The following is a 20,984-nucleotide window of genomic DNA, read 5'->3' on the forward strand; positions in this document are numbered from 1 at the left end:
AGTGACACAGCTCATTACTACCGAACTGGTCGAGCTCGACCAGAATCTGGGCAGCTCGCCCGAGGACGTGATCCGGCATCTGGCAGGCAGAGTTGCCGGCACCGGACGCGCCACGGAGGCCCAGGGCCTCTTCGCCGACGCCTTTGCCCGGGAATCGAAGACCGCCACGGGTGTGCCGGGCGGCATCGCTATCCCGCACTGCCGTTCGACGGCGGTCACCGAACCCACGCTAGCGATGGCGCGGCTGTCCCAGCCGGTGGACTTCGGCGCCAAGGACGGCCCCGCGGACATCATCTTCTTTATCGCCGCCCCTGAAGGTGCGGACCAGGAGCACCTGAAGCTGCTCTCGAAGCTGGCGCGGTCGCTGATCAAGAAGGACTTCACAGCCAGCTTGCGCGCCGCGACCTCCCCGGCGGAGATCGTCGAGCTCGTCGAAGCCGCCCTGGCGGACAAGCCGGCCGCCCACGCCCCTGCCGAAGCCGCTGCGGCCGCTTCCGCGGGTGCTGCGGGTGCCGCAGCAGGAGCCGCCGCGGGCGCAGGTGCGGAAGGTGCAGGGAAGGCCAAGGGCCCCAAGCGTCTCGTCGCGGTGACGGCCTGCCCCACCGGCATCGCCCACACCTACATGGCCGCCGACTCGCTCGTCGCCGCGGCCAAAGAAGTCGGCGTGGACCTGCAGGTGGAAACCCAGGGATCCTCAGGCGCCAAGGCCCTTGACCCCGCCGTGATCGCCGCCGCCGACGCCGTAATCTTCGCCGTGGACGTGGATGTGCGCGGCAAGGAGCGCTTCGCGGGCATGCCGGTGATCAACGCGCCGGTCAAGCGCGGCATTGACGAACCGGACAAGATGGTTGCGGAAGCACTGGCGGCCGCGGACAACCCGCACGCCCGCCGCGTCCCGCACTTCGCGGAGGACCAGGCCGAACACAACGCCGAGGAAAAGGGCGAACATATCGGCACGAAACTGAAGAAGGCGCTGCTCACCGGTGTCAGCTACATGATCCCGTTCGTGGCGGGCGGCGGTCTGCTGATCGCCCTCGGCTTCCTGCTGGGCGGCTACGACATCACGGCCTTCGCGGACAAGATCCTGGCGGAAAACAGCCTCTTCAACCTGCCCACCGTTTACCCGGCGCTGGCGTGGGGCCCGCTGGGCGCCTTCCTGGGTGCCGTGTTCTTCAAGATCGGCGCTCTGTCCCTCGGCTTCCTCGTTCCCGCACTGGCCGGCTACATCGCCTACGCCATCGCTGACCGGCCGGGCATCGCCCCGGGCTTCGTGTCCGGCGCCGTAGCCGTCTTCATGGGCGCAGGGTTCCTTGGCGGCATCGTGGGCGGCCTGATCGCCGGCTACGTGGCACATGAGATCGGCAAGCTCACCGTGGCCCGCTGGCTGCGCGGCCTCATGCCGGTGGTTATCATCCCGCTCGTGGCGTCCATCGCGGCGTCCGGCCTGCTCTTCATTTTCCTGGGCAGGTACGTCGCCGCGGTCACCGTCGGGCTCAACAACTGGCTGTCCAGCCTGACCGGTGCCAGCGCCATCGCCCTGGGCATTGTCCTCGGCCTGATGATGTGCTTCGACCTCGGCGGTCCGGTCAACAAGGTTGCCTACTCCTTCGCCGTGGCCGGCCTGGGTGCCGCCTCGATCACCAACCAGGCACCGTGGCAGATCATGGCAGCCGTCATGGCCTCCGGCATGGTCCCGCCGCTGGCCATGGCACTGGCTGCGACCGTGCTGAACAAGAAGCTCTTCAGCCTCGCGGAACAGGAAAACGGCAAGGCCGCCTGGCTGCTGGGAGCCTCGTTCATCTCCGAAGGCGCGATTCCGTTCGCCGCCGCCGACCCGCTGCGCGTCATCCCCGCCAGCATGCTCGGCGGAGCCGTGACCGGCGCCATCTCGATGGCGGCGGGCGTGGGGTCCAAGGCCCCGCACGGTGGAATCTTCGTCTTCTTCGCGATCGATCCCTTCCTGATGTTCGTCGTCGCCATTGCGGCCGGTACCGTCGTGAGTGCCTTCGCAGTGATCGCGCTCAAGCGCTGGGCAGTCAAGAAGCCGGTTGATACGGTGGAAACGGTTCCCGTAGCCGTCTGAACCGGTGCACGATTTTTCAAGCAGATACCCACAGCTGATATACACCCAAGCTGACTTCAAGGAGCAGAAATGACCGAACGTAACGCCACCATTGCCAGCCGCGTTGGGCTGCATGCCCGTCCGGCAGCCATCTTCGCCGAGGCTGCAGGCGAGTTCGACAACCTCGAGATCACGATCGCCCGCCTGGGCGAACCGGAGGACGAGGCCATGGACGCCGCCAGCATCCTGTCGCTGATGAGCCTGGGCGCCTCCCACGGCGAGGTTGTGGTGTTGCGTGCCGAGGGCGAAGGCGCCGACGCGGCACTGGACCGCCTCGTGCAGATCCTTGAGACGGATCACGACGCCGAATAGCCTCACCTTCCGGCGCCCGCCGGAAAACCGGCAGCAGTAGAAGGCCCGGCCGCCCCCGATGAGGGGCCGGCCGGGCCTTCGCGTTGCCTGCCGGCGGAGCGTCAGGGCAACTTTTGTAAGGGGCCTTAGTAAGTGCTTGTCACCGGCCGGCGGCGCCGCTAGTTTGGAATCCGCGGCCGCACTGTCCGCGGGCCGCCTCGGAGGTGTTCGTGCCGAAGGAGATGAACGCGTAGCCATGCCAGCGAAGAAGGGTGAACCGAGTGGTTCCGAGAGCCCCAGCATCAAGGATCCCGAGCTCTACGAGAAGCTGCTCGAGGACGGCGCCTCCAAGCAAAAGGCGGCAAGGGTCTCCAACGCCGCGGCCAAGCGCGGGCGTTCCGAGGTAGGCCGCAAGGGCGGCAAGGCCGGCGACTATCAGGACTGGACCGTGCCGCAACTGAAGGCACGAGCCAAGGAGATCGGCCTGACCGGCTACTCGGCCAAGAAGAAGAGCGAGCTTATCTCCGCCCTGCGGAACTCCTGACCGCGATGGCCGCGGCCTCCCCGATTCCGGCCTCAGGCACCCTTTCGGGCTGTCTTCGCGGCTGGCGCCTTGGAATCCGCTGCGGTCTTGGTGGACGCCGTCCTGGTGGTAGCGGTCTTGGCAGTCGCCCGTTTGGTGGCGGCCGAATCGGCGACGGCGGACTTAGCCGCCGCCGTCTTGGGGGCGGCCTTCGGGGCGGCCTTGGCCGCAGGACCGGAGGCTTTGGCCGGGGCCTCGGCGGTCCCTCCGCGCTTTTTCTCGATGCTGCGCTTGAGGGCTTCCATCAGGTCGATCACTTCGCCCTCGCCAGTCTCGACCGGAGCGCCGAAGGTCTCCTCCGTATCCAGCGACTCCCCCTTGTCCAGCTTCGCCTCGATCAGCTGGCGCAACTGTTCCTGATATTCGTCCGTGAACTGGTCCGGCTCAAAGTCGGAGGCCATCGAGTCAACAAGGGCGGCGGACATCTCCCGTTCCTGCGCCGAAATCCGGATGGAGGTCTCGAGGGCGGGGAAGCTGGCCTCGCGGACCTCGTCGGACCACAACAGCGACTGCAGCACCAGGACGTCGTCGCGAATCCTCAGCGCGCCGAGCCGGGTCTTGTCCCGGAGCGCGAACTGCACAATCGCCACCCGGTCCGTGTCCTCCAGGGCGCGACGCAGCAGCACATAGGCCTTGGGCGACTTGGAGTCCGGTTCAAGGTAGTAGCTTTTCTCAAACATCATGGGATCGAGCTGGTCGGCGGGAACGAACTGGACCACTTCGATTTCGTGGCTGTTTTCCGCCGGGATGGACTTGAGCTCCTCGCGGGTCAGGACCACCGTGCGGCCATCGTCCTCATACGCCCTGTCGATGTCCTCGTACTCGATTACCTTGCTGCAGACCTCGCACCGGCGCTGGTAGCGGATCCGGCCGCCGTCGGCGTTGTGGACCTGGTGGAGGCTGATGTCGTGGTCCTCGGTGGCGCTGTAGACCTTCACCGGCACGTTGACCAGCCCGAACGCTATTGCGCCTTTCCAGATGGCTCTCATGGATCAAGTGAACATCACGGCGGCGCGGAGGTGAAGGGTTTTGGCCAACGGTAAAGAGCGCGTCCGCGTGGCCGGACGCGAACTGGCGCTCACCAACCTGGAAAAAATCATGTATCCGGAGACGGGCACCACCAAGGCCGACGTCATTGCCTACTACGCCGCCGTCGCGCCGGTGCTGATCCCGGCATCCCTCAACCGGCCAGCTACCCGGAAGCGCTGGGTCCACGGCGTCGGGACAGCCGACGCTCCCGGCGAGATGTTCTTCCAGAAGAACCTGGACCATTCCCCCGGCTGGGTGCCCCGGGCCGCCATCACGCACAAAGACCGGACCATCCAATATCCCCTGGTCAATGATCCGGCCACGCTCATCTGGCTGGCCCAGAGCGCGGCCCTGGAGATCCACGTGCCCCAGTGGCGGGTGGACTCCCACGGCAATGCGCTCCCGCCCGACCGGCTGGTGCTGGACCTGGACCCGGGCGAAGGTGCGGGCCTGGCGGAGTGTGTCGAGGTGGCCAAATTGGCACGCAGCATCCTGCAGGATGTGGGCCTCGACCCCGTGCCCGTGACGAGCGGCAGCAAGGGCATCCACCTCTACGCGGCACTGGACGGCTCCCAGAGTTCGGATCAGATTTCCGAATTCGCCCACGAACTGGCCCGCTCACTCGAAGCAGACCACCCTGGCCTGGCCGTCAGCGACATGAAAAAGGCGCTCCGTACAGGCAAGGTGCTGGTCGACTGGAGCCAGAACAACGCCGCCAAGACCACGATTGTGCCGTACTCGCTGCGCGGCCGGCTCCGGCCCACTGTGGCCGCGCCGCGCACGTGGCGCGAACTCAGCTCCCCGTCCCTGCACCAGTTGGACTTCCACGAGGTGATGAAGCGCGTGGCGGCGGGCAAGGATCCGTTTGCTCCGGTTTCCGGCGGGCGGCACGACGCCGGCGCCGCGGCGGGCCACGCGGCCGGGCACCGGGCGGACCGCCTCGCCGGAGGGGCTGAAACGCCTCCCGAGCAGGCTGGCGACGGCGGCGACACCGACCCCCGGCTGGAGGAATACCGCACCAAGCGGGACAAGGCAGGCACGCCCGAACCCTTCACTGCAGAACGTCACCTCGCCGAAAACGGCGGCGGGACGCGGCGGGAGAAGTTCGTCATCCAGGAGCACCACGCCAGGCGGATGCATTACGACTTCCGGCTGGAACGCGACGGCGTGCTGGTGTCCTGGGCGCTGCCCAGGGGCGTTCCGACCAGCAAGGCCACCAACCACCTCGCGGTCCAGACCGAAGACCACCCGATGGACTATGCCGACTTCGAGGGCGACATTCCCAAGGGCCAGTACGGTGCCGGGACAGTCAGCATCTGGGACCACGGAACCTATGACTGCGAAAAGTGGGTCGCCGGCAAGGAGGTCATCGCGACCCTGACCGGTGCGGAGGGCGGGGGCCTGGGCGGGGCCCAACGATTCGCCCTGATCCACACGGGCCAGGCCAACGACCAATGGCTCATCCACCTGATGGACCCGCCGGGTTCGACGAAAGACCATCCGGGAGCCCGGCGCCCAGCCGGCGCACCGGACGACGACGAGGAGGACGACGACGACGAGGAGGACGACGACGACGAGGCAGGCGCAGCCGAGGCGGGCGCAGCCGAGGCGGGCGCAGCCGACGTAGACCACGACCGCGGCGAGGGCGGCCCGGGAACCGGCAGGGCCGCCGGCGGCAGCACAACCGGCGGCACAAGTTCGTCCGCGACTGTATCGTCGACCGCGTTCAGTCCGATGCTTGCCAGCGCCGGGACCCTGGCGGATCTGCCGGACCTGGACTGGCAGTTCGAGCTCAAATGGGACGGCGTGCGGGCCCTGGTCATCGGCGACGCCACGGGCATCCGGCTCATCAGCCGCAACGGCATCGACATGTCCGTGAGCTACCCCGAACTGACGGACCGGTCCCGCTGGCCGGAACAGGACTTCGTCGCCGATGGCGAGATCATCGCCGTCGGACGCTCCGGCCGGCCCGACTTCGGCCTTCTTCAAGGACGGATGAAACTCAGCAAAGCCGCCGACGTCCGCAAGGCGCAGGCCTCGACGCCGGTGCGGCTGATGCTGTTCGATCTGCTCTCCGAGGCCGGCGAGGACCTGCGGCGCCTGCCGCTCGGCGAGCGCCGGCGCCGGCTCGAGCTGTTCTTCCACCCCTCCGCCGGCCCGGTGGAGCTCTCAGGCGTGATCGAGGGCGACGCCTCGCACATCCTGGAAAGCGTCGCTGAGCTGGGGCTGGAGGGTGTCATGGCCAAGCGCCGGGACGGGCGCTATGTCGGCCAGCGCAGCCGGTCCTGGCTCAAGCTCAAGATTGAGCGGACCCAGGAGGTGGTGGTGGGCGGCTGGCGGCCCGGAAGGGGCGAACGCGGGGATTCCGTGGGCTCGCTGCTGCTGGGGATTCCGGACGGTTCGAAACTCCGTTATGTGGGGCGGGTGGGCAGCGGTTTCAGCGACCGTGAGCTCAAGGAACTCAGGCAGCAACTGGATGCCCTGCCACGGAAGACCTCCCCGTTCCGGGACGTGCCCCGCGCGGACGCCGCTGACGCCCACTGGGTGAGCGCAAAACTGGTCGGCGAGGTCACCTTCGGGGAATGGACCGGTACCGGGAAGCTCAGGCACCCGGTGTGGCGCGGCTGGCGCCTGGATAAGGCGCCAGCCGACGTCGTGGTCGACCCGGCCCCCGGCCCCTAGCTGCGTAACCTAGCCACGGGACCGGTTGTGATGGGGCTAGTCGTGGTGGGGCAACTGCGGACGGCTCTGCCGGTGCATGGCCCCGGCGGCCACCTGCTGGCTCTGCCGCCCGCGGGCGGTATCGCGGTCCTTGGGGTGACGCTGCTTGCCGCTGCCGTCCGGCCACTGCTGTCCCTGGCCCGGCCCGGGGGGAGCATGGTGCAGGGTCTCCGGTCCGGGGGCTTCAGCCATGGATTGCGCGAGATGGCTCGCGACCTCGGGCTCGATATCTTCTCCGAATTGATGGTCCGCCATTGATCTTCCTTTCCGCTGTAAATTACCGCTTTGAAATGAAGTGTCCATCAATCGTAGGACGGCCGGGATGAGTTGTCTGTAGTGGCTGTGGCGGGCTCTCCTGCGGCGCGAATCCGGCCCGAAAGCCCGCGCCTGCGGGGGCCGGTGCGGAAATTTTTAGCCGCGGCGCCGCGAACCTCGCCGTTTCCCAGTAACCACGCGGCGAAATCGGGCAAAAGAATTCTGCGGATTGCCCCTATATGCCACCCGAAATGAGGGATCATACGGCACCGAACTCGGAAACTCCAGAGAAATCCCGTAAAATTGAAAGCCTGCCCAGAGCGGGGCAGCTACAAGTCGCAAGCAAATGATCTCCCTAGGAGCTTCCCAAATGCCCACAGACCGAAGCATGACCGACTCTTCAGCAGGCGCTATAAACGCCAGCGGAACCAACCAAGCTGCACCAAAGGGTGCGAAGAAACCGAAGCTGCGTCGCCGTCGACTCCGTGAGTCCGACGTGAACGTTGTCGACCAGCCGATGCTTAAGAAGGCGCTCGGCGGCACCATCGTGGGTAACACCATGGAGTGGTACGACGTCGGCGTGTTCGGCTACCTGATCACCACCATGGGACCGGTATTCCTGCCGGAGGCGGACAAGTCCGTCCAGACCTTGTTCCTGCTGGGAACTTTCGCCGCCACCTTCATCGCCCGCCCCCTCGGCGGAGTCATCTTCGGCTGGCTTGGCGACAAGGTCGGCCGCCAGAAGGTCCTCGCCGCGACCCTGATGATCATGGCCGCCAGCACCTTCGCCGTCGGGCTCCTGCCCGGCTATGCACAGATCGGCATCTGGGCCGCAGTCCTGCTCGTCCTGTTCAAGGTCATCCAGGGCTTCTCCACCGGCGGCGAGTACGCCGGCGCCACGACGTTCGTGAGCGAGTACGCCCCAGACAAACGCCGCGGCTTCTTCGCCAGCTTCCTGGACATGGGCAGCTACCTCGGCTTCGCAGCCGGTGCCGCGCTTGTTTCCGTGCTGCAGCTGACTCTCGGCCAGGACACCATGGAGCAGTGGGGCTGGAGGATTCCGTTCCTCCTGGCCGGTCCGCTTGGCCTGATCGCCGTGTACTTCCGGAGCAAGATCGAGGAATCCCCTCAGTTCCAGGCCACCCTGGATGCCCAGGAGAGCCTCACCAAGGATGCATCCGCCTCGGACGCCGCAGCTTCCAAGGGCCCGGTTGGCATCGTGAAGGCCTACTGGCGCTCCATTATCGTCGCGATGATCCTGGTGGCGGCCGCAAATACCGCCGGCTACGCCCTGACCTCCTACATGCCGACGTACCTCACGGAGTCCAAGGGCTACGACGAGCTGCACGGCACCCTGCTGACCATCCCCGTGCTGGTCATCATGAGCCTTTGCATCCCGCTGACCGGCAAGCTCTCTGACCGGATCGGCCGCCGCCCCGTGCTGTGGATCGGCGCCATCAGCACCGTCGTCCTGGCCACCCCCGCGTTCCTGTTGATCGGCATCGGCGAAATCTGGTCCACGTTGGCCGGCCTGTCCCTGATTGCCTTCCCGGTGACCTTCTACGTGGCCAACCTGGCCTCGGCCCTGCCGGCCCAGTTCCCGACGGCCAGCCGCTACGGCGCCATGGGCATCGCGTACAACTTCTCGGTGGCCATCTTCGGCGGAACCACGCCGTTCATCGTTGCCGCCCTGATCAACGCAACCGGCAACGACATGATGCCGGCCTACTACCTGATGGCCACCTCGGCGATCGGCGCTGTGGCGATCTACTTCCTCAAGGAATCCGCCCAGATGCCGCTGCCTGGCTCCATGCCGAGCGTGGACACCCAGGCCGAGGCCCGCGAACTGGTCGCGACCCAGGATGAGAACCCGCTGATCGATCTCGATCACATGGACATGCCCATGGTCGCAGCGGCCGCAACTTCCACCGCAGGGCGCGGGGAAGCCGAAAAGGTTCCGACCCCAGCCTGAGCCGCCCGGTCCCAATCCAGGCTCAGTAGCCCATAGCCCCGCCCTTTGAGGCCTGTTCCGTATGCTTACCCGTTGGGGGAAGCGTACGGGGCAGGCCTTAGGCGTGTCCGCACACTTATCAGTCCCAGGAAGACGGAGGCAGTTGTGACGTCCCTGCTGCACCACCTCCGTTCGCTGCACAGCCTGGCCCCGGCCAACAAGGACCACGTGTCGGCTTGGCGGGTGGCGATCAGCGTAGCCGTGCCGACCCTGGCGCTCCTGGCCGCCGGCCGTCCGGAGCTGATCGGCTACGCCGTTTTCGGCGCGCTGACGGGCATGTATGGCCGCACCGAGCCCCACCAGCTCCGGCTCATCCATCAAGGCCAGGCGGCCGTCCTCTTGCTCGCCGGCGTGGGAGTCGGCGTCTTCCTCTCCGTCCAGCACATCCATTCGTGGGCCCTGGTGATCACGGAGGCCGCGTTTGCCGGCGTGGGGTCGCTTTTCACGGACAGGACAGCCCTGAAACCCGCCGGCCCCTTCTTCGGGATCCTGGCCCTGGGCGCGTGCGCGTCCGTTCCGGCCGCAGTGCCGTGGCATGGTGCCGTCCTGATCGCCGCCGCATCTGCCACATTCGCGATTTTGGTGGGCTTCGGCGGATGGTTCCTGAGCCGCACGTGGCGGAGCCGGCTGAAGAGCGGGTGGCGTCGGGACGTCACCTTGCTTCACGGCGCAAGCCGCCGGGCAGCGCGGCTGCACGCCGCCCGCTATGTTGCCGCCGTCGGCGCCGCCGGGACCGTCGGGGTCCTCAGCGGCAGCGGCCACCCGCACTGGGCCATGGCCGCGGCCGCCGTGCCGCTTGCAGGGGCGGACCTGCCCAGCAGCGTGTACCGCGGCGTCCACCGGATCGTCGGCACCCTCCTGGGGCTCGTGGTGGTCGCCACCGTCCTGTTCCCGTGGCCCGGGTCGCCCCTGTTGGCCTTCCCCGGACAGGAGGCCGCCGTGCTGGCCTTCCTGGTGATTGGCCTGCAGTTCAGCACCGAGTTGTTCATGACCCGGCATTACGGCCTCGCCATGGTCTCCTTCACCCCGGTGATCCTGCTGATCGGACAGCTGGCCGCGCCAGCCGATCCCCATGTCCTCATCGCCGAACGGGCCATCGAGACGGCGGTGGGCGCCGCCGTCGGGATCCTCGTGGTAGTCCTGGTCCGCCGACGGCGGTAACGGTCCAGTCGCCGGAGAGGACATGCGGCCGCTCGCGTCATCTTCCGCGGAGGATGACGCGAGCGGCCGCACGGACAGTCCGGCTACTGCGGCTCCGCTGCGAGGAGCTCGGCGTGCTCCTGAGCCGTGAGGTCCTTATGCCCGTCCATGACAGGGGGCGGGGACAGTTTGTACGCGGCGTAGTACAAGCCGGAGGCCAGTGCCATGGTGATCAACGGCGTCAGTTGCGAGACCACGGGCACCACCGTCTGCTCGGTCAGCAGGATGCCGGTGGCGGAGGCGATCAGCCACGCGATAGCTCCGGCAGTGACCGGCTTCAGCCGGCCCGGCCGGACTTCCGGGAAATACCGTTCCTCGTTCCAGTTGATGGCAATATACGTCAGCGCGATCGCCACCCAGGCGGTGACAAAGACTCCCTGCCAGGCCAGCGCCTTGAGCAGGTAGCTCAGCACGTCCGTGAGCATCAGCAGGTATGCGAGCACGCCAGCGGTGATCACCCAGACATACCGTGGCAAATTGAGGCCGAACACGCGGTGGGCGAAGGCTGAGAGATTTGTCGACGCGAGGAAGTAGTTGGCCGTGTTGATGCGGGTCTGCGAGATGAAGATGACCAGCAGGCCCCAGATTCCCAGCGAGGAGATGAACGCCGTGACCACGCCCGTCTCCGAGGCCTCCAGGCCCCAGGCGCTCATGATGTAGATGCCGACCAGGCCGTTCAGCCCGAACGTGAAGGCGTAGAACACCCAACCGAAGGTGACATTGCCGAGGAATTTCCGGTCCTGGCGTTTGCCCATCCGGGCGTAGTCGAAGGTGTACATCATCATGATGTACACGCCCATGTAGATCAGGTAGGACGTCAGCCAGCCGGGCAGCGCCGAACTGGCCGCAGCCTCACCGATCCAGTTGGTGGGCACGCCGCGGATGACGGTCGCCGCGACGACGACGGCAATGAGCCCCGCGAAATAGAACGGCAGCAGGAACCCATTGAGCCGGTCCAGCCAGTGCTGGACGCCGCCGACAGCCAGGGGAACGGCATAGATCACCACTGCGGCGTACCAGATCAGGATGTCGCCGCCAAAATACTCGTGGAACGCGACGGCGATGATGGAGCCTTCAAAGACGGCGTAGTAAATCGCCGTGGCGGCGAAGATCAGTGACGCGAGCGCCGAGCCCAGGAGCCCGAACAGGGTCCGGGAGAAAACACTCACGGTCAGTCCGGTCCGGGCAGCGTAGCGCGATAGCACCAGGTTGATGATCCCGTAGGTGGCGATGGTGAGGACCATGCCGATGATGGTGTTAGGTACCCCCACGGCGCCAGCCGAGGCGACGGCCACGTAGATCCAGAACATGGCCGAGAAAAGGGCCCACCAAGCCATGGTCAGCGACCATTTGCCGACCCGCTGATCCGCGGGCATGACTAAATTTGAGTACGACAAAGCGACACCTCTGGTGTTGTAGTGATGCGTTTATGGAGCCGTGGCGGGAGCCACGGGGCTTTGGGTTGGTTATCCCCAGATGGAGCGGCGGAGGGCTTTGCCTTCCGCCCGGGCCGCAACGGCCTCCTCCATGGTCACCGCGACGAACCGCGTCTTGGTGCCGGGGGCGCTGCGGGCGAGCTGGTCCATGTCCGCGCTGATGACGGTTGCGACCATTGCGTAGCCTCCCCCGGACACGGCGTCCCGGTGCAGGACGATCGGTTCTTTGCCGCCGGGGATCTGGATGGAACCCACCGCGTATCCGGCGTCAACGATGTTGGAGGGATCAGAGCCGGCGCCGAAGGGCTGCTCCCGCGCCTCCCATTCGATCTCCGGCCCGCTGTAACGCAGGCCGGTCCTGTCGGCCACCGGCGTGAGGGCCCAGGTCGAGTCCAGCAGGGTCGCGAGCCCTGACCCGGTCAGCCGGTGGTCGTAGAGGCCCAGCAGGACCCTGATGTCCGTTTCGGCCGGAAACGCCGGCCGCAGTTCCGGTGCGATTCCAGCGAGGACATCCCCGGACGCCGTGTCGCCGACCGGGACCTCGTCCCCGGCGGCGAGTTTGCGCCCCTTATAGCCGCCCAAGGCACCAAGCGCGTACGTGGAACGGCTGCCGAGCACCACAGGCACGTCGATGCCGCCGCGGATTGCGACGTAGTACCGGGTGCCGCCCTGGAGGAAGCCGAAGGAGACTTCGTCCCCGGCGGCCAGTTCAATGGCTTCCCACTGAGGGGCGGTTGCCCAGTTCACTTTCACTTCCACCGGGGCGCCGCCCACGGCGATCACCGCTGGGGCGGAAGTCCGGAATTTCGGGCCCAGGTAGGTGCATTCCAGCACTGCTTCCTCGGCGCTGTTGCCCACCAGGGCATTCACGATCTCCGCGGAGAGCTGGTCCATGGAGCCGCCTTGCGGGATTCCCACGTTGTAGTGGCCGAATCTGCCCCGGTCCTGGACCGTCGTCGACAGGCCGGGTTCCAAGATCTCAAGAGTCATTGAGGTTCTCCAATAGCTTGGTGTTGTAGCTCTCGGGGTCGCCGAGGGCCTCGGCCAGATCAAAGGTGACCGGCACCTGCTTGTAGACGTAAGTGCCCGCTTCCACCTGGTCCTTGATGCCCTTGTATTCGTCCTCAGTGACGGGGCGGAACTTGACGATGTCGCCGGGTTTGAAGAAGACCATGAAGTCCTTGAAGTCAGCCAGGGACTGCGCGGGGTCGAAAATCGGAGCCGCCGCGATGCCGAACATCTGGTAGCCGCCGGCGCCGCGGACGGAATAAATGCAGGCGAAGCACCCGCCGTGACCGACCGTCAGGGGAGGCGTGTCCGTGCGCGGGCTGAGATACTTCGGCACCTCCAGCTGCTGCTCGCGGGGCACCATCTGGAACATGAAGGGCAGGCCGGCGACAAACCCGACCATGGAAACCAGCCAGGGACTGCTGTGGTGGCGCCGGATGAATTCCGCGGCATCGGAGAGGTTGTTGACCTCGGCCGCAAAGTCCAAATCGGTCCCCTCGGGCCGCTGGTGGCCGGCGCGGAAGCGGGCACCGGTCTCCCGCGTGTACGGGTCGTCGTACCAGACCGGCACTTCGATCAGCCGGGTGTTCAGCACCGGGTGGGTGGCGTTGTCCACCTCGACTTCGATCTCCCGCATGGTGGCTTCCAGCTCCGCGGCGTCCAGTACATCGGGGTCAAAGCGGACCAGCAGCGACGCGTTGGCCGGGCAGATTTCGGTCACGCCGGCCAGCTCCCGGCCGCCGAGCCTGGTGGCCATCGAGTTGGATTTGAAGTTCGCGGCCAGGCTCATCGCCTCGGAGATCTCCACGAAGAGAAACTCGTCGCCACCCCACGTGTAGCGCGCCGCGCCTTTGAGTGAGCCGGTACTCAGGGTATCGCTCATGACAGGTCCCCCAGGATCTCCGGGCAGGTTTCGATGAACTTGGTGTGGTGCTCCACGGATTTCAGTTCCGGCCGGTGCAGCACGGCGCTGAGCAGCGGAATCGTTGTGGAGACGCCTTCGATCGTGATCTCGTCGAGGGCGCGGATGGACCGGCCGATTGCCTCGTCCCGGGTTTCGTCCCAGACGATGATCTTCGCCAGGAGCGAGTCGTAGAACGGCATCACCGTGGAACCGGCGACGAATCCGGAGTCGATGCGGACACCGGGGCCGCCCGGCCAGTCGAGGCGCTCCAGCTTTCCGGGGCTGGGCATGAAGCCCTTGGACGGATCCTCGGCGTTGAGCCGGAACTCGAAGGCGTGGCCGCGGAAAACAACGTCTTCCTGGCGCATCCGGAGCGGCTCCCCGGCAGCAATCAGCAGCTGTTCCCGGACCAGGTCAAGGCCCGTGACCATTTCAGTGACGGGGTGCTCCACCTGGAGACGGGTGTTCATCTCGATGAAGGAAACTTCATGGTTGAGAGCGTCGTAGAGGAATTCGACTGTGCCCAGGCCCTTGTAGTGGCACTGCCGGGCGAGCTCCACCGAAGACTCCAGCATGTGCCGGCGGACGTCATCCGGCAGGTCCGGGGCGGGCGCTTCCTCCAGGATTTTCTGCTGCCTGCGCTGCATGGAGCAGTCCCTGTCCCCGAGATGGACAACGTTGGTGCCGTCGCCGAGGACCTGAACCTCGACGTGCCTGGCGCGCTCCACAAATTTCTCCAGGTAGACGGCGGCGCTGCCAAACGCGGCGGCCGCTTCGGCCTGCGCCACTTCGACGGTGGAGGCCAGGTCTTCCGCACGTGTCACGAGCCGGATTCCGCGCCCGCCGCCACCGGCGGCTGCTTTGACCACCAAGGGGTAGCCGATCTCCGCTGCGATCGCCAGCAAGGAGTCACCGGTAGGGGCTTCTCCGTGCGTTCCGCGCAGGGTGGGTACCCCCGCCGCCTCGGCCGCTTTCCGGGCCTGCGCCTTGTCCCCCATCAGCTCGATGGCTTCCGGGGACGGACCCACCCAGATGAGCCCGGCATCCAAGACCGCCCGGGCAAACGCGGCGTTCTCGGACAGGAACCCGTAACCGGGGTGCACCGCGTCGCAGCCGAAGTCCGCCGCAGCTTTCAGGACCGCGCCGTGGTCCAGATAGCTCTGGCTGGCCGGGGCTGGGCCGATGACCGCGTATTCATCCGCAAGGCGGGCCGCCAGCCCGTCGACGTCGGGTTCGCTGGCCACCACCACTGTGTGGATCCCCAATTCCCGGGCTGTGCGGATAATCCGAACTGCGATCTCCCCCCTGTTGGCTATGAGCAGTTTCTTCATGGTTTTTCCTCAATCACTGCAATAACGTCACCCGGGTTGACCGTGCCTGAATCCGACACCTCGAACTTGACCAGGTTCCCGGACACTTCGGTCTTGACTTCGCTGAATTGCTTCATGATTTCGACGACGCCGATTGTCTGGCCCGCCTCGACGTGGTCGCCTTCCTGCACGTAGGGATCCTTGTCGGGGCCGGGCTTGCGGTAGAACACTCCGGGAAGGGGCGAGGTCACTTGGTGAGACATGGTGTGCCTTTCGGTTGCGGTGGGATGGGCAGTGCATGACAGGTCATTGGCGGACGGCGTCCAGGGCTCCGCGCACGGCTTGCGCCACCGACGGCGAGTTGGCGGCATCGGAGTGGACGCAGATGCTGGTGAACTCGATGCTCACGGTTGAGCCGTCGGAGGTTTCCACCAGGCCGTCGTCGAGGACCCGGCGCACCCGTTCGGCGGCCTTTGCGGGGTCCGTGGCCTCGGGCCGGCGCTGGATAATGAGCTGGCCGGCGGGGTTGTAGTTCAGGTCCACATAGAGTTCAGCGACGAACGGAACCCCCATTTCGGCGCAGACGCTTTCGTGCGCTGTTCCGGCAAGCCCAAACATCGGAACCCCGTAGAGTGCGGCGACTTTCGCGGCGGACCGCATGAGCTCGGGGTCCCGCGAGAGCATCCCGTACAGGGAACCGTGGGGCTTGATGTGGTTGAGTTCCAGCCCGGCCTTCTTCAGGAAGCCCACCAGGGCACCTGTCTGATACAGAATGAGGGACTCGACCTCTGACGGAGTCAGCTTCATTTCCCGGCGCCCGAAGCCGGTCAGATCCGGAAGGCCTGGGTGCGCGCCGATCCGCACGCCGTGGGCCTTGGCAGCCGCGACGGTTTCTTCCATGGTGTCCGGGTCTCCGGCGTGGAAACCGCAGGCCACATTGGCCACATCGATGATCTCCATCAGCGCCAGGTCGTTACCGAAGCTGTGCAGCCCGAACGCTTCGCCCAGGTCCGAATTTATCTCAATTCCGGCTGTGACATTCGCCACATTAACATTCTTCATGCCTTCAACATTAGGGACTGCACCACGCCTTACATAGTGGGCAAATGTCCACTAACTTTGTTAGCAAGTGTGCAGCCTGCACACCGGTTTCACAGGGTGACAGCGCACCGGGAGTGCATGATGAGAGTCAAGGATCTGTTGGCGGAGGACTCGCTCCAGCTCAGGCTGCACACACCGTCCACGACAAGGAGCCTGGCCACGTCCATCAGTTACGCCGCCCCGGCCGAGTTCCTGGACCCCACGCCGTTCCTGGGCGCCAACTGCCTGCTCATCACCCACGGTATTGGTTTCAACTTCTTCGACCAACGGACGTGGGACGCCTATGTCGAACGGCTGGCGGGCGTCCCCGTCTGCGCCATCGCATTCGTCACGGGAGTGGCACACCGGCTGATCCCCACACCACTGCTGGAGGCGGCGAAGGCCCACGGGATTCCCCTGCTGGAGGTTCCCAGCGTTGTTCCGGCCCTGCAGCTGCAGCGCTTCGTCACGAGCGTCCTCGAAGCCGAGCGGTTTGCCTTGACCCGGCAATCGTGGGAGCTGGCCGACTTGTGCGCAAAGGCGGCCCGCTCCGGCGGGTCCCTCACTGCCGTGCTGGCGGAGGTGGCCTCCGCCGCGGGAGGCCAATGTGCGATCTTCGACACCACCGGAGCCTTGATCAGCTGCTGGCCGGCCGGTTCACGCTGGACAGCCGAGGATCTCCCCCGCAATGAGCGGAGTACGTCCGGGTCCAGCTTCGCGCTCCCCACCGGCGGAACAGACCATTTTCAGCTGGTGGTCCGGGGCGGGACAAGCGGGGAGCCGCTCGCCACACTGATCGGGCCGGCGTCGTCCATTCTTGCCATGCAGCTCAACAGCGCATTCAAAGCCAGCGTCCCGCACCAGGCCAAGCTCGAGCGGCTGATGAATCAACTGGAGGACTGGCAGGGAGTGGCCCTCAAGGAGCTGACCAGGACCTTCCGTGCGACGGGCCTGGACCCGCACGCGCCCACCTTCCTGGTTGTCGCCGCACCGGACAGGACCCAACTGCCGCACGCCTGGCGGATTCGGCTGGCGGTCCAGGAGCACCTGAACAACGCCCACGTCTTCACGTACCGCGGCTCGTTCTACGCAATCGCGCAGGCCCGGACAGACACCGCCGCGGACTGGGAAGTGATCCCGGACAGGCTGCTGGACTCGCTCCGGCGGATAGTTCCCGGCCTTCCCCTGGTTATCAAAGGGCCGCTTCGCAGCGTGGATGAGCTGAGGCTTGGCCTGGCCCATGCCCAACGGCTGGTGCGGGAAGTCACGGGCCCCACTATCGCAGCCGCGATGAGCATCGAGTCACTCGTAGTCGCAACCGCCGGCAGTGGCGCCCACGCCGCTGCCGAAAATCTGCTGGCGCCACTGCTCAACTACGACCGTGCCAACAATGGCCGGCTGTTGCCCACTCTTAGGGCCTACCTCGACCACGACGCCCAGCCATCCAAGGCCTGCCAGGCTCTGTATATCCACCGGAACACCTTAAGCAAGCGGCTGGCCCTGATGTCAGGGCTCCTGAATGTCCGCCTCGATACCCTGGAGGGCCTCACGACCTGCATGCTGGCCGTCCGCATCACCGACGCTGCGCCCTGATCACCGCCGGCCCGCGGTCCGCCGCGCTTTCCGCGTCGACAGCGGTCCGGCGCTGCTTGGCGCGCCTACTTGGCCCGCCGCGGCGGCCCGGCGACCAGCCGGGACGGCAACACCCGCGAAACCGTGGTCAGGACCTTGTAGCGCTTGCTGGGGATCGAGACGGCCTTGCCCTTGGCGTTGTCTGCCAGGCCCTCGCTGACCACCAGCCGGGCGTCCAGCCACAGCCAGCGCGGCGTCGCCGTCTTGTCCATCCCCATCCTGTCGTGGAACTCGGTGTGGGTGAAGCCCGGGCACACGGCGGTGACCTTCACCCCGCGCGGTGCGTAGGCCATGTTGGCCGACCGCGAGAAACTCAGCAGCCACGCCTTCGCTGCGGAGTACGTCCCGCGGGGCAGGAAGGCCGCCACGCTGGCGACGTTGATGATCCTGCCGGAATGGCGCGCGAGCATGCCTTGCAGGGCGGCATGGGTGAGCTCCATGGCCGCTTCGACATGAAGTTTCAGGTGCTTCTTCTCTTCGGCAATCCCGTTGTCCTCGAAAGAGCGCAACAAGCCGATTCCCGCATTGTTGACCAGGATTTCCACCGGGCGTTCGGGATCGCTGAGGCGCGCGACGACGGCGGCGATCCCGGCGTCGTCGGTCAGGTCCGCGGAGATCGTCTCCGCCGTGGCCCCGTAGCTGTTCTCCAGCTCCGCCGCGGTGGCCGCGAGGCGGCCGGCGTCGCGGGCCACGAGGATCACGCGGTGGCCCTGTTCGGCCAGCTGGCGGGCGAACTCGGCCCCGAGGCCTGCCGTCGCGCCAGTGATGAGGGCGGTGGTGCCCGGCGTGGACGCTGTTTGTGGGTTCATAGCGACAGCCTAACGGTGCACCGGCTCAGGCCAAGGCACTGTCCGGGGCCAATTCGTCCCCGGCCGGGCCGTCGCCGTCCGCCAAGTGGCGGTTCTGGATCTCTTCGGCCGCGAGCTCGTACCAGGTGTGTGCCCCGTACAAAGGGCTGCTGGTGTCGAGGTGGCGGTACAGGGCGTCGGCGAGCCGGCACAAGGCGGTGTCGGACAGGGCGCGGACGGTCGCCGCCGGATCCAGGGTGTCCTCGAAGTATTCCGAGAGCGCCAGGCCATCGATGGTGCCAACGCCGCTGGCGCCGCCGGCTTCGGCGGCCAGCGGGCTGTTGGCCGCGCCCGGCCCGGAACCGGAAGCCAGTCCGGTGTCCAGCCCGGCGAGGACACCGGCCTCGGCGCCGACGTGCAGGAGGCAGATGGGCAACTCGGCCGGCTCGTCGAGGGTGAGGTGGAACGGCACGGCCGCTTCGGCGTCCGGCGATGGAGACGCGGACGGCAAGGGTCCGGCATCGGCGAGCCTGCGGAGGTCCAGCAGCACTTCCGGGTCCAGGTGGGACGTGCCGTGGAGGTCGATGACCACCTCGGCACCTGCACCGAGGCGGCAGGCGCGACGCACGATGTGCATGAGGGCAGCCGAATCCGACGGGGTAACGCAACCGGTGATTTCGAGGGTGACGTGCACGGGATCGACATCCACGCGGACAAACACACGCAGTTTATGGTTCATGGGGTTCTCCAAAAAAGGACCTGTCCAAGAGCCAACTGCATAACTCTGCTCAAACCTTACGAGGTTGTTGTCCTGCCCACAAGACAGGCCTCGCCGGTCGGCCCCTCAGGGACGCCGGGCAGGGCGGTCAGGCTCCCTCGGGCACCCGCTCCGGCCAGTCCACGTACTGGTGGTAGGACTCGTGCTTGCGCAGGTAGCGGTACATGAACGGGCAGTTCGGGATGATCCGTTTGCCGGATGCAACCACGTCGTCGAGGGCGAAGTGCGCCAGCACCTTGGCCAGCCCCTGGCCCTGGAACTGCTCTGCGGTGTCCGTGTGGATGAAGTCGATATGGCCGGGCCTGTCGATGAAGCGCACCTGGACGGCGAGCTTGCCGCCGACGCGGAGTTCGTAGCGGTGAAGTTCGTCGTTCCGGATGGTGGAGACGTCCGGAGCGAAGGTGTCTTCCGTGGTTGCAGAGTTCTCCGTCATGGTTCGACATTGGCACTTAATGGCGGGCGTGGCAATGGCGGTTCTGATCCCCCGGACGGCTCAGCTGGCGTTGTCAGCCGGGCCGGAATCCGGCCCAGGAGCACGACGGCGAGCGCGAAGCATGCGGCGCCCCCGCCGAGCAGCCCGAGCGTGAGCCCGTTGAGGGCAGCGTCGACTGCCGGGACAAAAACGGCGACGGCGGCCAGCAGCACGGCGGCGGCCGGACGGCTCCGCGACTGGCCGGACGCCGTCGGCCGCTCCTCCAGCCTGCCAAACAGCGCAAGTACCGGCAGCAGCAGCGCGACGACGCCCAGCAGCACCAGGGGCCGCCCCCACCACCAGGCCGCGCTGCCGCCGGCCGGCTGGGGAAAAGCCGTCAGCAGCAGGAGCCCGGACATCGCCGCCAGCAGCGGCAGGTGCCACAAATAGATCGTCATGGACCGCCGGCCGGCCACGCCCATCATCCGTTGCACCCAGGCCAGGGACGCGATCCGGGACAGCCCCGGACGGAAGAGCTGCAGGGCGGCGGCCTGTGAAATGCCCAGGAGCAGCAGCGTCACGTTGGGCGGGTTGAGGTTCACCAGCATGTTCCCGGAGTACAGCCCCAGCAGGACCAGCAGCCCCAGCAGCATGTTGCTGGCAACGATGATGCCGAAGCGTGCCGGCCGGCCGCTCTGCAGGCGCCGGCCGTCCGCGATGATGAATCCGAGCTGCTGCACGGCGCACCACAGGAACACCATGTTCAGGTAGGCCAGCGGCGGCAGCACCCCCCGCAGGCAATCGACCGTCACCACCAGGGCGGCGAGTCCGGCGAAGCTCAGCCATGGCGCGCGGTCGTGGAGGGCGGCCAGCCAGGGCAGGTTCAGTTGCGCGGCGAGGTACGCGGCGAGGAACCACAGAGGCATTCCCGCCCCGCTGGCGACCAGCTCGATGACCTGCGGGGCAACCCCTGTGAGGCGTGCCGCCGAGAGCCCGAGGAACATGGCGGCCAGCAGGACGGCAGCTGGACGGATCAGGCGCAGGAGCCGGCCCTGCATGAAATCGACGCCCGTGCCGCCCCGGGCCCGGAGCCGCCGCCAGGACTGCAGGCCCGTGATCCCGCCAGCCACGAAGAACAGCGGCATGATCTGCAGGACCCACACCACAGGCTCAAACCAGCGCTGATTGCCCAGGATGTTTTCCGTGGTCACGGTGCCGTCAGGGTGCAGGACGGGGCTCACCATCATGGTGTGTGCCACCACCACCAGCACCAGGCAGAAGAACCGGGCGAGGTCGATCACCGGGTCGCGGTCGCGGTCGCGGTCGCGGTCGCGGTCCGGCGCCGGGGCCGGACCGCCGGCTGACCGCTGCTGTGGAACCATGACGCCCCCTGGGAAGGCCTGCTGTGTAAGCGTCCATTGTGG

Annotated in this window: 19 protein-coding genes; 7 read left to right on the forward strand and 12 right to left on the reverse strand. The window is 66.7% G+C overall.

Annotated elements, in window-relative coordinates; genetic code table 11:
• Window position 1 precedes the first annotated feature (1 nt).
• From AC1DDO_RS06840 to AC1DDO_RS06850, 3 genes are all read left to right on the forward strand, one after another.
• Complete coding sequence (locus tag AC1DDO_RS06840; RefSeq protein WP_476866935.1) at window positions 2-2,083, forward strand: PTS fructose transporter subunit IIABC; 2,082 nt, start codon at window positions 2-4, stop codon at window positions 2,081-2,083.
• 69 nt (window positions 2,084-2,152) lie between these two features.
• Entirely contained in the window at window positions 2,153-2,434 is a 282-nt protein-coding gene (locus AC1DDO_RS06845) for an HPr family phosphocarrier protein (RefSeq protein ID WP_018774864.1), read from the forward strand.
• A gap of 235 nt (window positions 2,435-2,669) precedes the next feature.
• On the forward strand, window positions 2,670-2,957 hold the full coding sequence (locus tag AC1DDO_RS06850) for a DUF7218 family protein (RefSeq protein ID WP_476866934.1): 288 nt from the start codon (window positions 2,670-2,672) through the stop codon (window positions 2,955-2,957).
• Between the two features lie 32 nt (window positions 2,958-2,989).
• Here the strand turns inward: AC1DDO_RS06850 and ku are convergent, their stop codons facing one another.
• Window positions 2,990-3,985 carry a non-homologous end joining protein Ku gene (gene ku, locus AC1DDO_RS06855; protein WP_476866933.1) on the reverse strand — a complete coding sequence of 332 codons (996 nt, stop codon included), beginning with the start codon at window positions 3,983-3,985 and terminating at the stop codon, window positions 2,990-2,992.
• Between the two features lie 40 nt (window positions 3,986-4,025).
• On the opposite strand from ku, the gene AC1DDO_RS06860 reads away from it, so the two are divergent.
• Window positions 4,026-6,707, forward strand: coding sequence for an ATP-dependent DNA ligase (locus AC1DDO_RS06860; protein WP_476866932.1), 2,682 nt, complete (start codon window positions 4,026-4,028; stop codon window positions 6,705-6,707).
• 36 nt (window positions 6,708-6,743) lie between these two features.
• Here AC1DDO_RS06860 and AC1DDO_RS06865 read toward each other — a convergent pair whose 3' ends face one another.
• Entirely contained in the window at window positions 6,744-7,001 is a 258-nt protein-coding gene (locus AC1DDO_RS06865) for a hypothetical protein (protein ID WP_441408191.1), read from the reverse strand.
• A gap of 370 nt (window positions 7,002-7,371) precedes the next feature.
• Between AC1DDO_RS06865 and AC1DDO_RS06870 the strand changes: the two genes are divergently transcribed.
• Window positions 7,372-8,973, forward strand: a complete 1,602-nt coding sequence (locus AC1DDO_RS06870) for an MFS transporter (RefSeq protein WP_476971631.1) — start codon at window positions 7,372-7,374, stop codon at window positions 8,971-8,973.
• A 144-nt stretch (window positions 8,974-9,117) separates the two neighbouring features.
• Window positions 9,118-10,173, forward strand: a complete 1,056-nt coding sequence (locus AC1DDO_RS06875) for an FUSC family protein (protein WP_476866930.1) — start codon at window positions 9,118-9,120, stop codon at window positions 10,171-10,173.
• 83 nt (window positions 10,174-10,256) lie between these two features.
• On the opposite strand, the gene AC1DDO_RS06880 is transcribed toward AC1DDO_RS06875, so the two are convergent.
• The 6 genes from AC1DDO_RS06880 to pxpA all read right to left on the reverse strand — a co-directional run bounded on the left by AC1DDO_RS06880 (window position 10,257) and on the right by pxpA (window position 15,932).
• On the reverse strand, window positions 10,257-11,588 hold the full coding sequence (locus AC1DDO_RS06880; protein ID WP_476866929.1) for a purine-cytosine permease family protein: 1,332 nt from the start codon (window positions 11,586-11,588) through the stop codon (window positions 10,257-10,259).
• Window positions 11,589-11,678: 90 nt separating this feature from the next.
• Window positions 11,679-12,638: a 5-oxoprolinase subunit C family protein gene (locus AC1DDO_RS06885; protein WP_476866928.1), complete on the reverse strand. Its 960-nt coding sequence runs from the start codon at window positions 12,636-12,638 to the stop codon at window positions 11,679-11,681.
• Window positions 12,628-13,539 (reverse strand): 5-oxoprolinase subunit B family protein, encoded by a 912-nt coding sequence (locus tag AC1DDO_RS06890; RefSeq protein WP_476866927.1) that lies wholly within the window; start codon window positions 13,537-13,539, stop codon window positions 12,628-12,630. Before AC1DDO_RS06890 ends, AC1DDO_RS06885 begins: the two co-directional genes overlap by 11 nt.
• Window positions 13,536-14,891, reverse strand: a complete 1,356-nt coding sequence (locus AC1DDO_RS06895) for an acetyl-CoA carboxylase biotin carboxylase subunit (RefSeq protein WP_476866926.1) — start codon at window positions 14,889-14,891, stop codon at window positions 13,536-13,538. Before AC1DDO_RS06895 ends, AC1DDO_RS06890 begins: the two co-directional genes overlap by 4 nt.
• Window positions 14,888-15,133 carry an acetyl-CoA carboxylase gene (locus AC1DDO_RS06900; protein WP_144672119.1) on the reverse strand — a complete coding sequence of 82 codons (246 nt, stop codon included), beginning with the start codon at window positions 15,131-15,133 and terminating at the stop codon, window positions 14,888-14,890. The genes AC1DDO_RS06895 and AC1DDO_RS06900 overlap by 4 nt, the downstream gene beginning before the upstream one ends.
• 43 nt (window positions 15,134-15,176) lie before the next feature.
• Window positions 15,177-15,932 carry a 5-oxoprolinase subunit PxpA gene (gene pxpA / locus AC1DDO_RS06905; RefSeq protein ID WP_476866925.1) on the reverse strand — a complete coding sequence of 252 codons (756 nt, stop codon included), beginning with the start codon at window positions 15,930-15,932 and terminating at the stop codon, window positions 15,177-15,179.
• A 117-nt stretch (window positions 15,933-16,049) separates the two neighbouring features.
• Here pxpA and AC1DDO_RS06910 point away from each other — a divergent pair, with 117 nt between their 5' ends.
• Window positions 16,050-17,543 (forward strand): helix-turn-helix domain-containing protein, encoded by a 1,494-nt coding sequence (locus AC1DDO_RS06910; protein ID WP_476971632.1) that lies wholly within the window; start codon window positions 16,050-16,052, stop codon window positions 17,541-17,543.
• 65 nt (window positions 17,544-17,608) lie between these two features.
• On the opposite strand, the gene AC1DDO_RS06915 is transcribed toward AC1DDO_RS06910, so the two are convergent.
• From AC1DDO_RS06915 to AC1DDO_RS06930, 4 genes are all read right to left on the reverse strand, one after another.
• Window positions 17,609-18,391: an SDR family NAD(P)-dependent oxidoreductase gene (locus AC1DDO_RS06915; RefSeq protein ID WP_476866923.1), complete on the reverse strand. Its 783-nt coding sequence runs from the start codon at window positions 18,389-18,391 to the stop codon at window positions 17,609-17,611.
• Window positions 18,392-18,416: 25 nt separating this feature from the next.
• Window positions 18,417-19,109, reverse strand: coding sequence for a hypothetical protein (locus tag AC1DDO_RS06920; RefSeq protein ID WP_476866922.1), 693 nt, complete (start codon window positions 19,107-19,109; stop codon window positions 18,417-18,419).
• 127 nt (window positions 19,110-19,236) lie between these two features.
• Window positions 19,237-19,581 carry a GNAT family N-acetyltransferase gene (locus AC1DDO_RS06925; RefSeq protein ID WP_229995895.1) on the reverse strand — a complete coding sequence of 115 codons (345 nt, stop codon included), beginning with the start codon at window positions 19,579-19,581 and terminating at the stop codon, window positions 19,237-19,239.
• Window positions 19,578-20,942: an acyltransferase family protein gene (locus AC1DDO_RS06930; protein ID WP_476866921.1), complete on the reverse strand. Its 1,365-nt coding sequence runs from the start codon at window positions 20,940-20,942 to the stop codon at window positions 19,578-19,580. Before AC1DDO_RS06930 ends, AC1DDO_RS06925 begins: the two co-directional genes overlap by 4 nt.
• Between the last annotated feature and the right edge of the window lie 42 nt (window positions 20,943-20,984).

The organism is Arthrobacter sp. 10N43 (genome assembly GCF_056394525.1).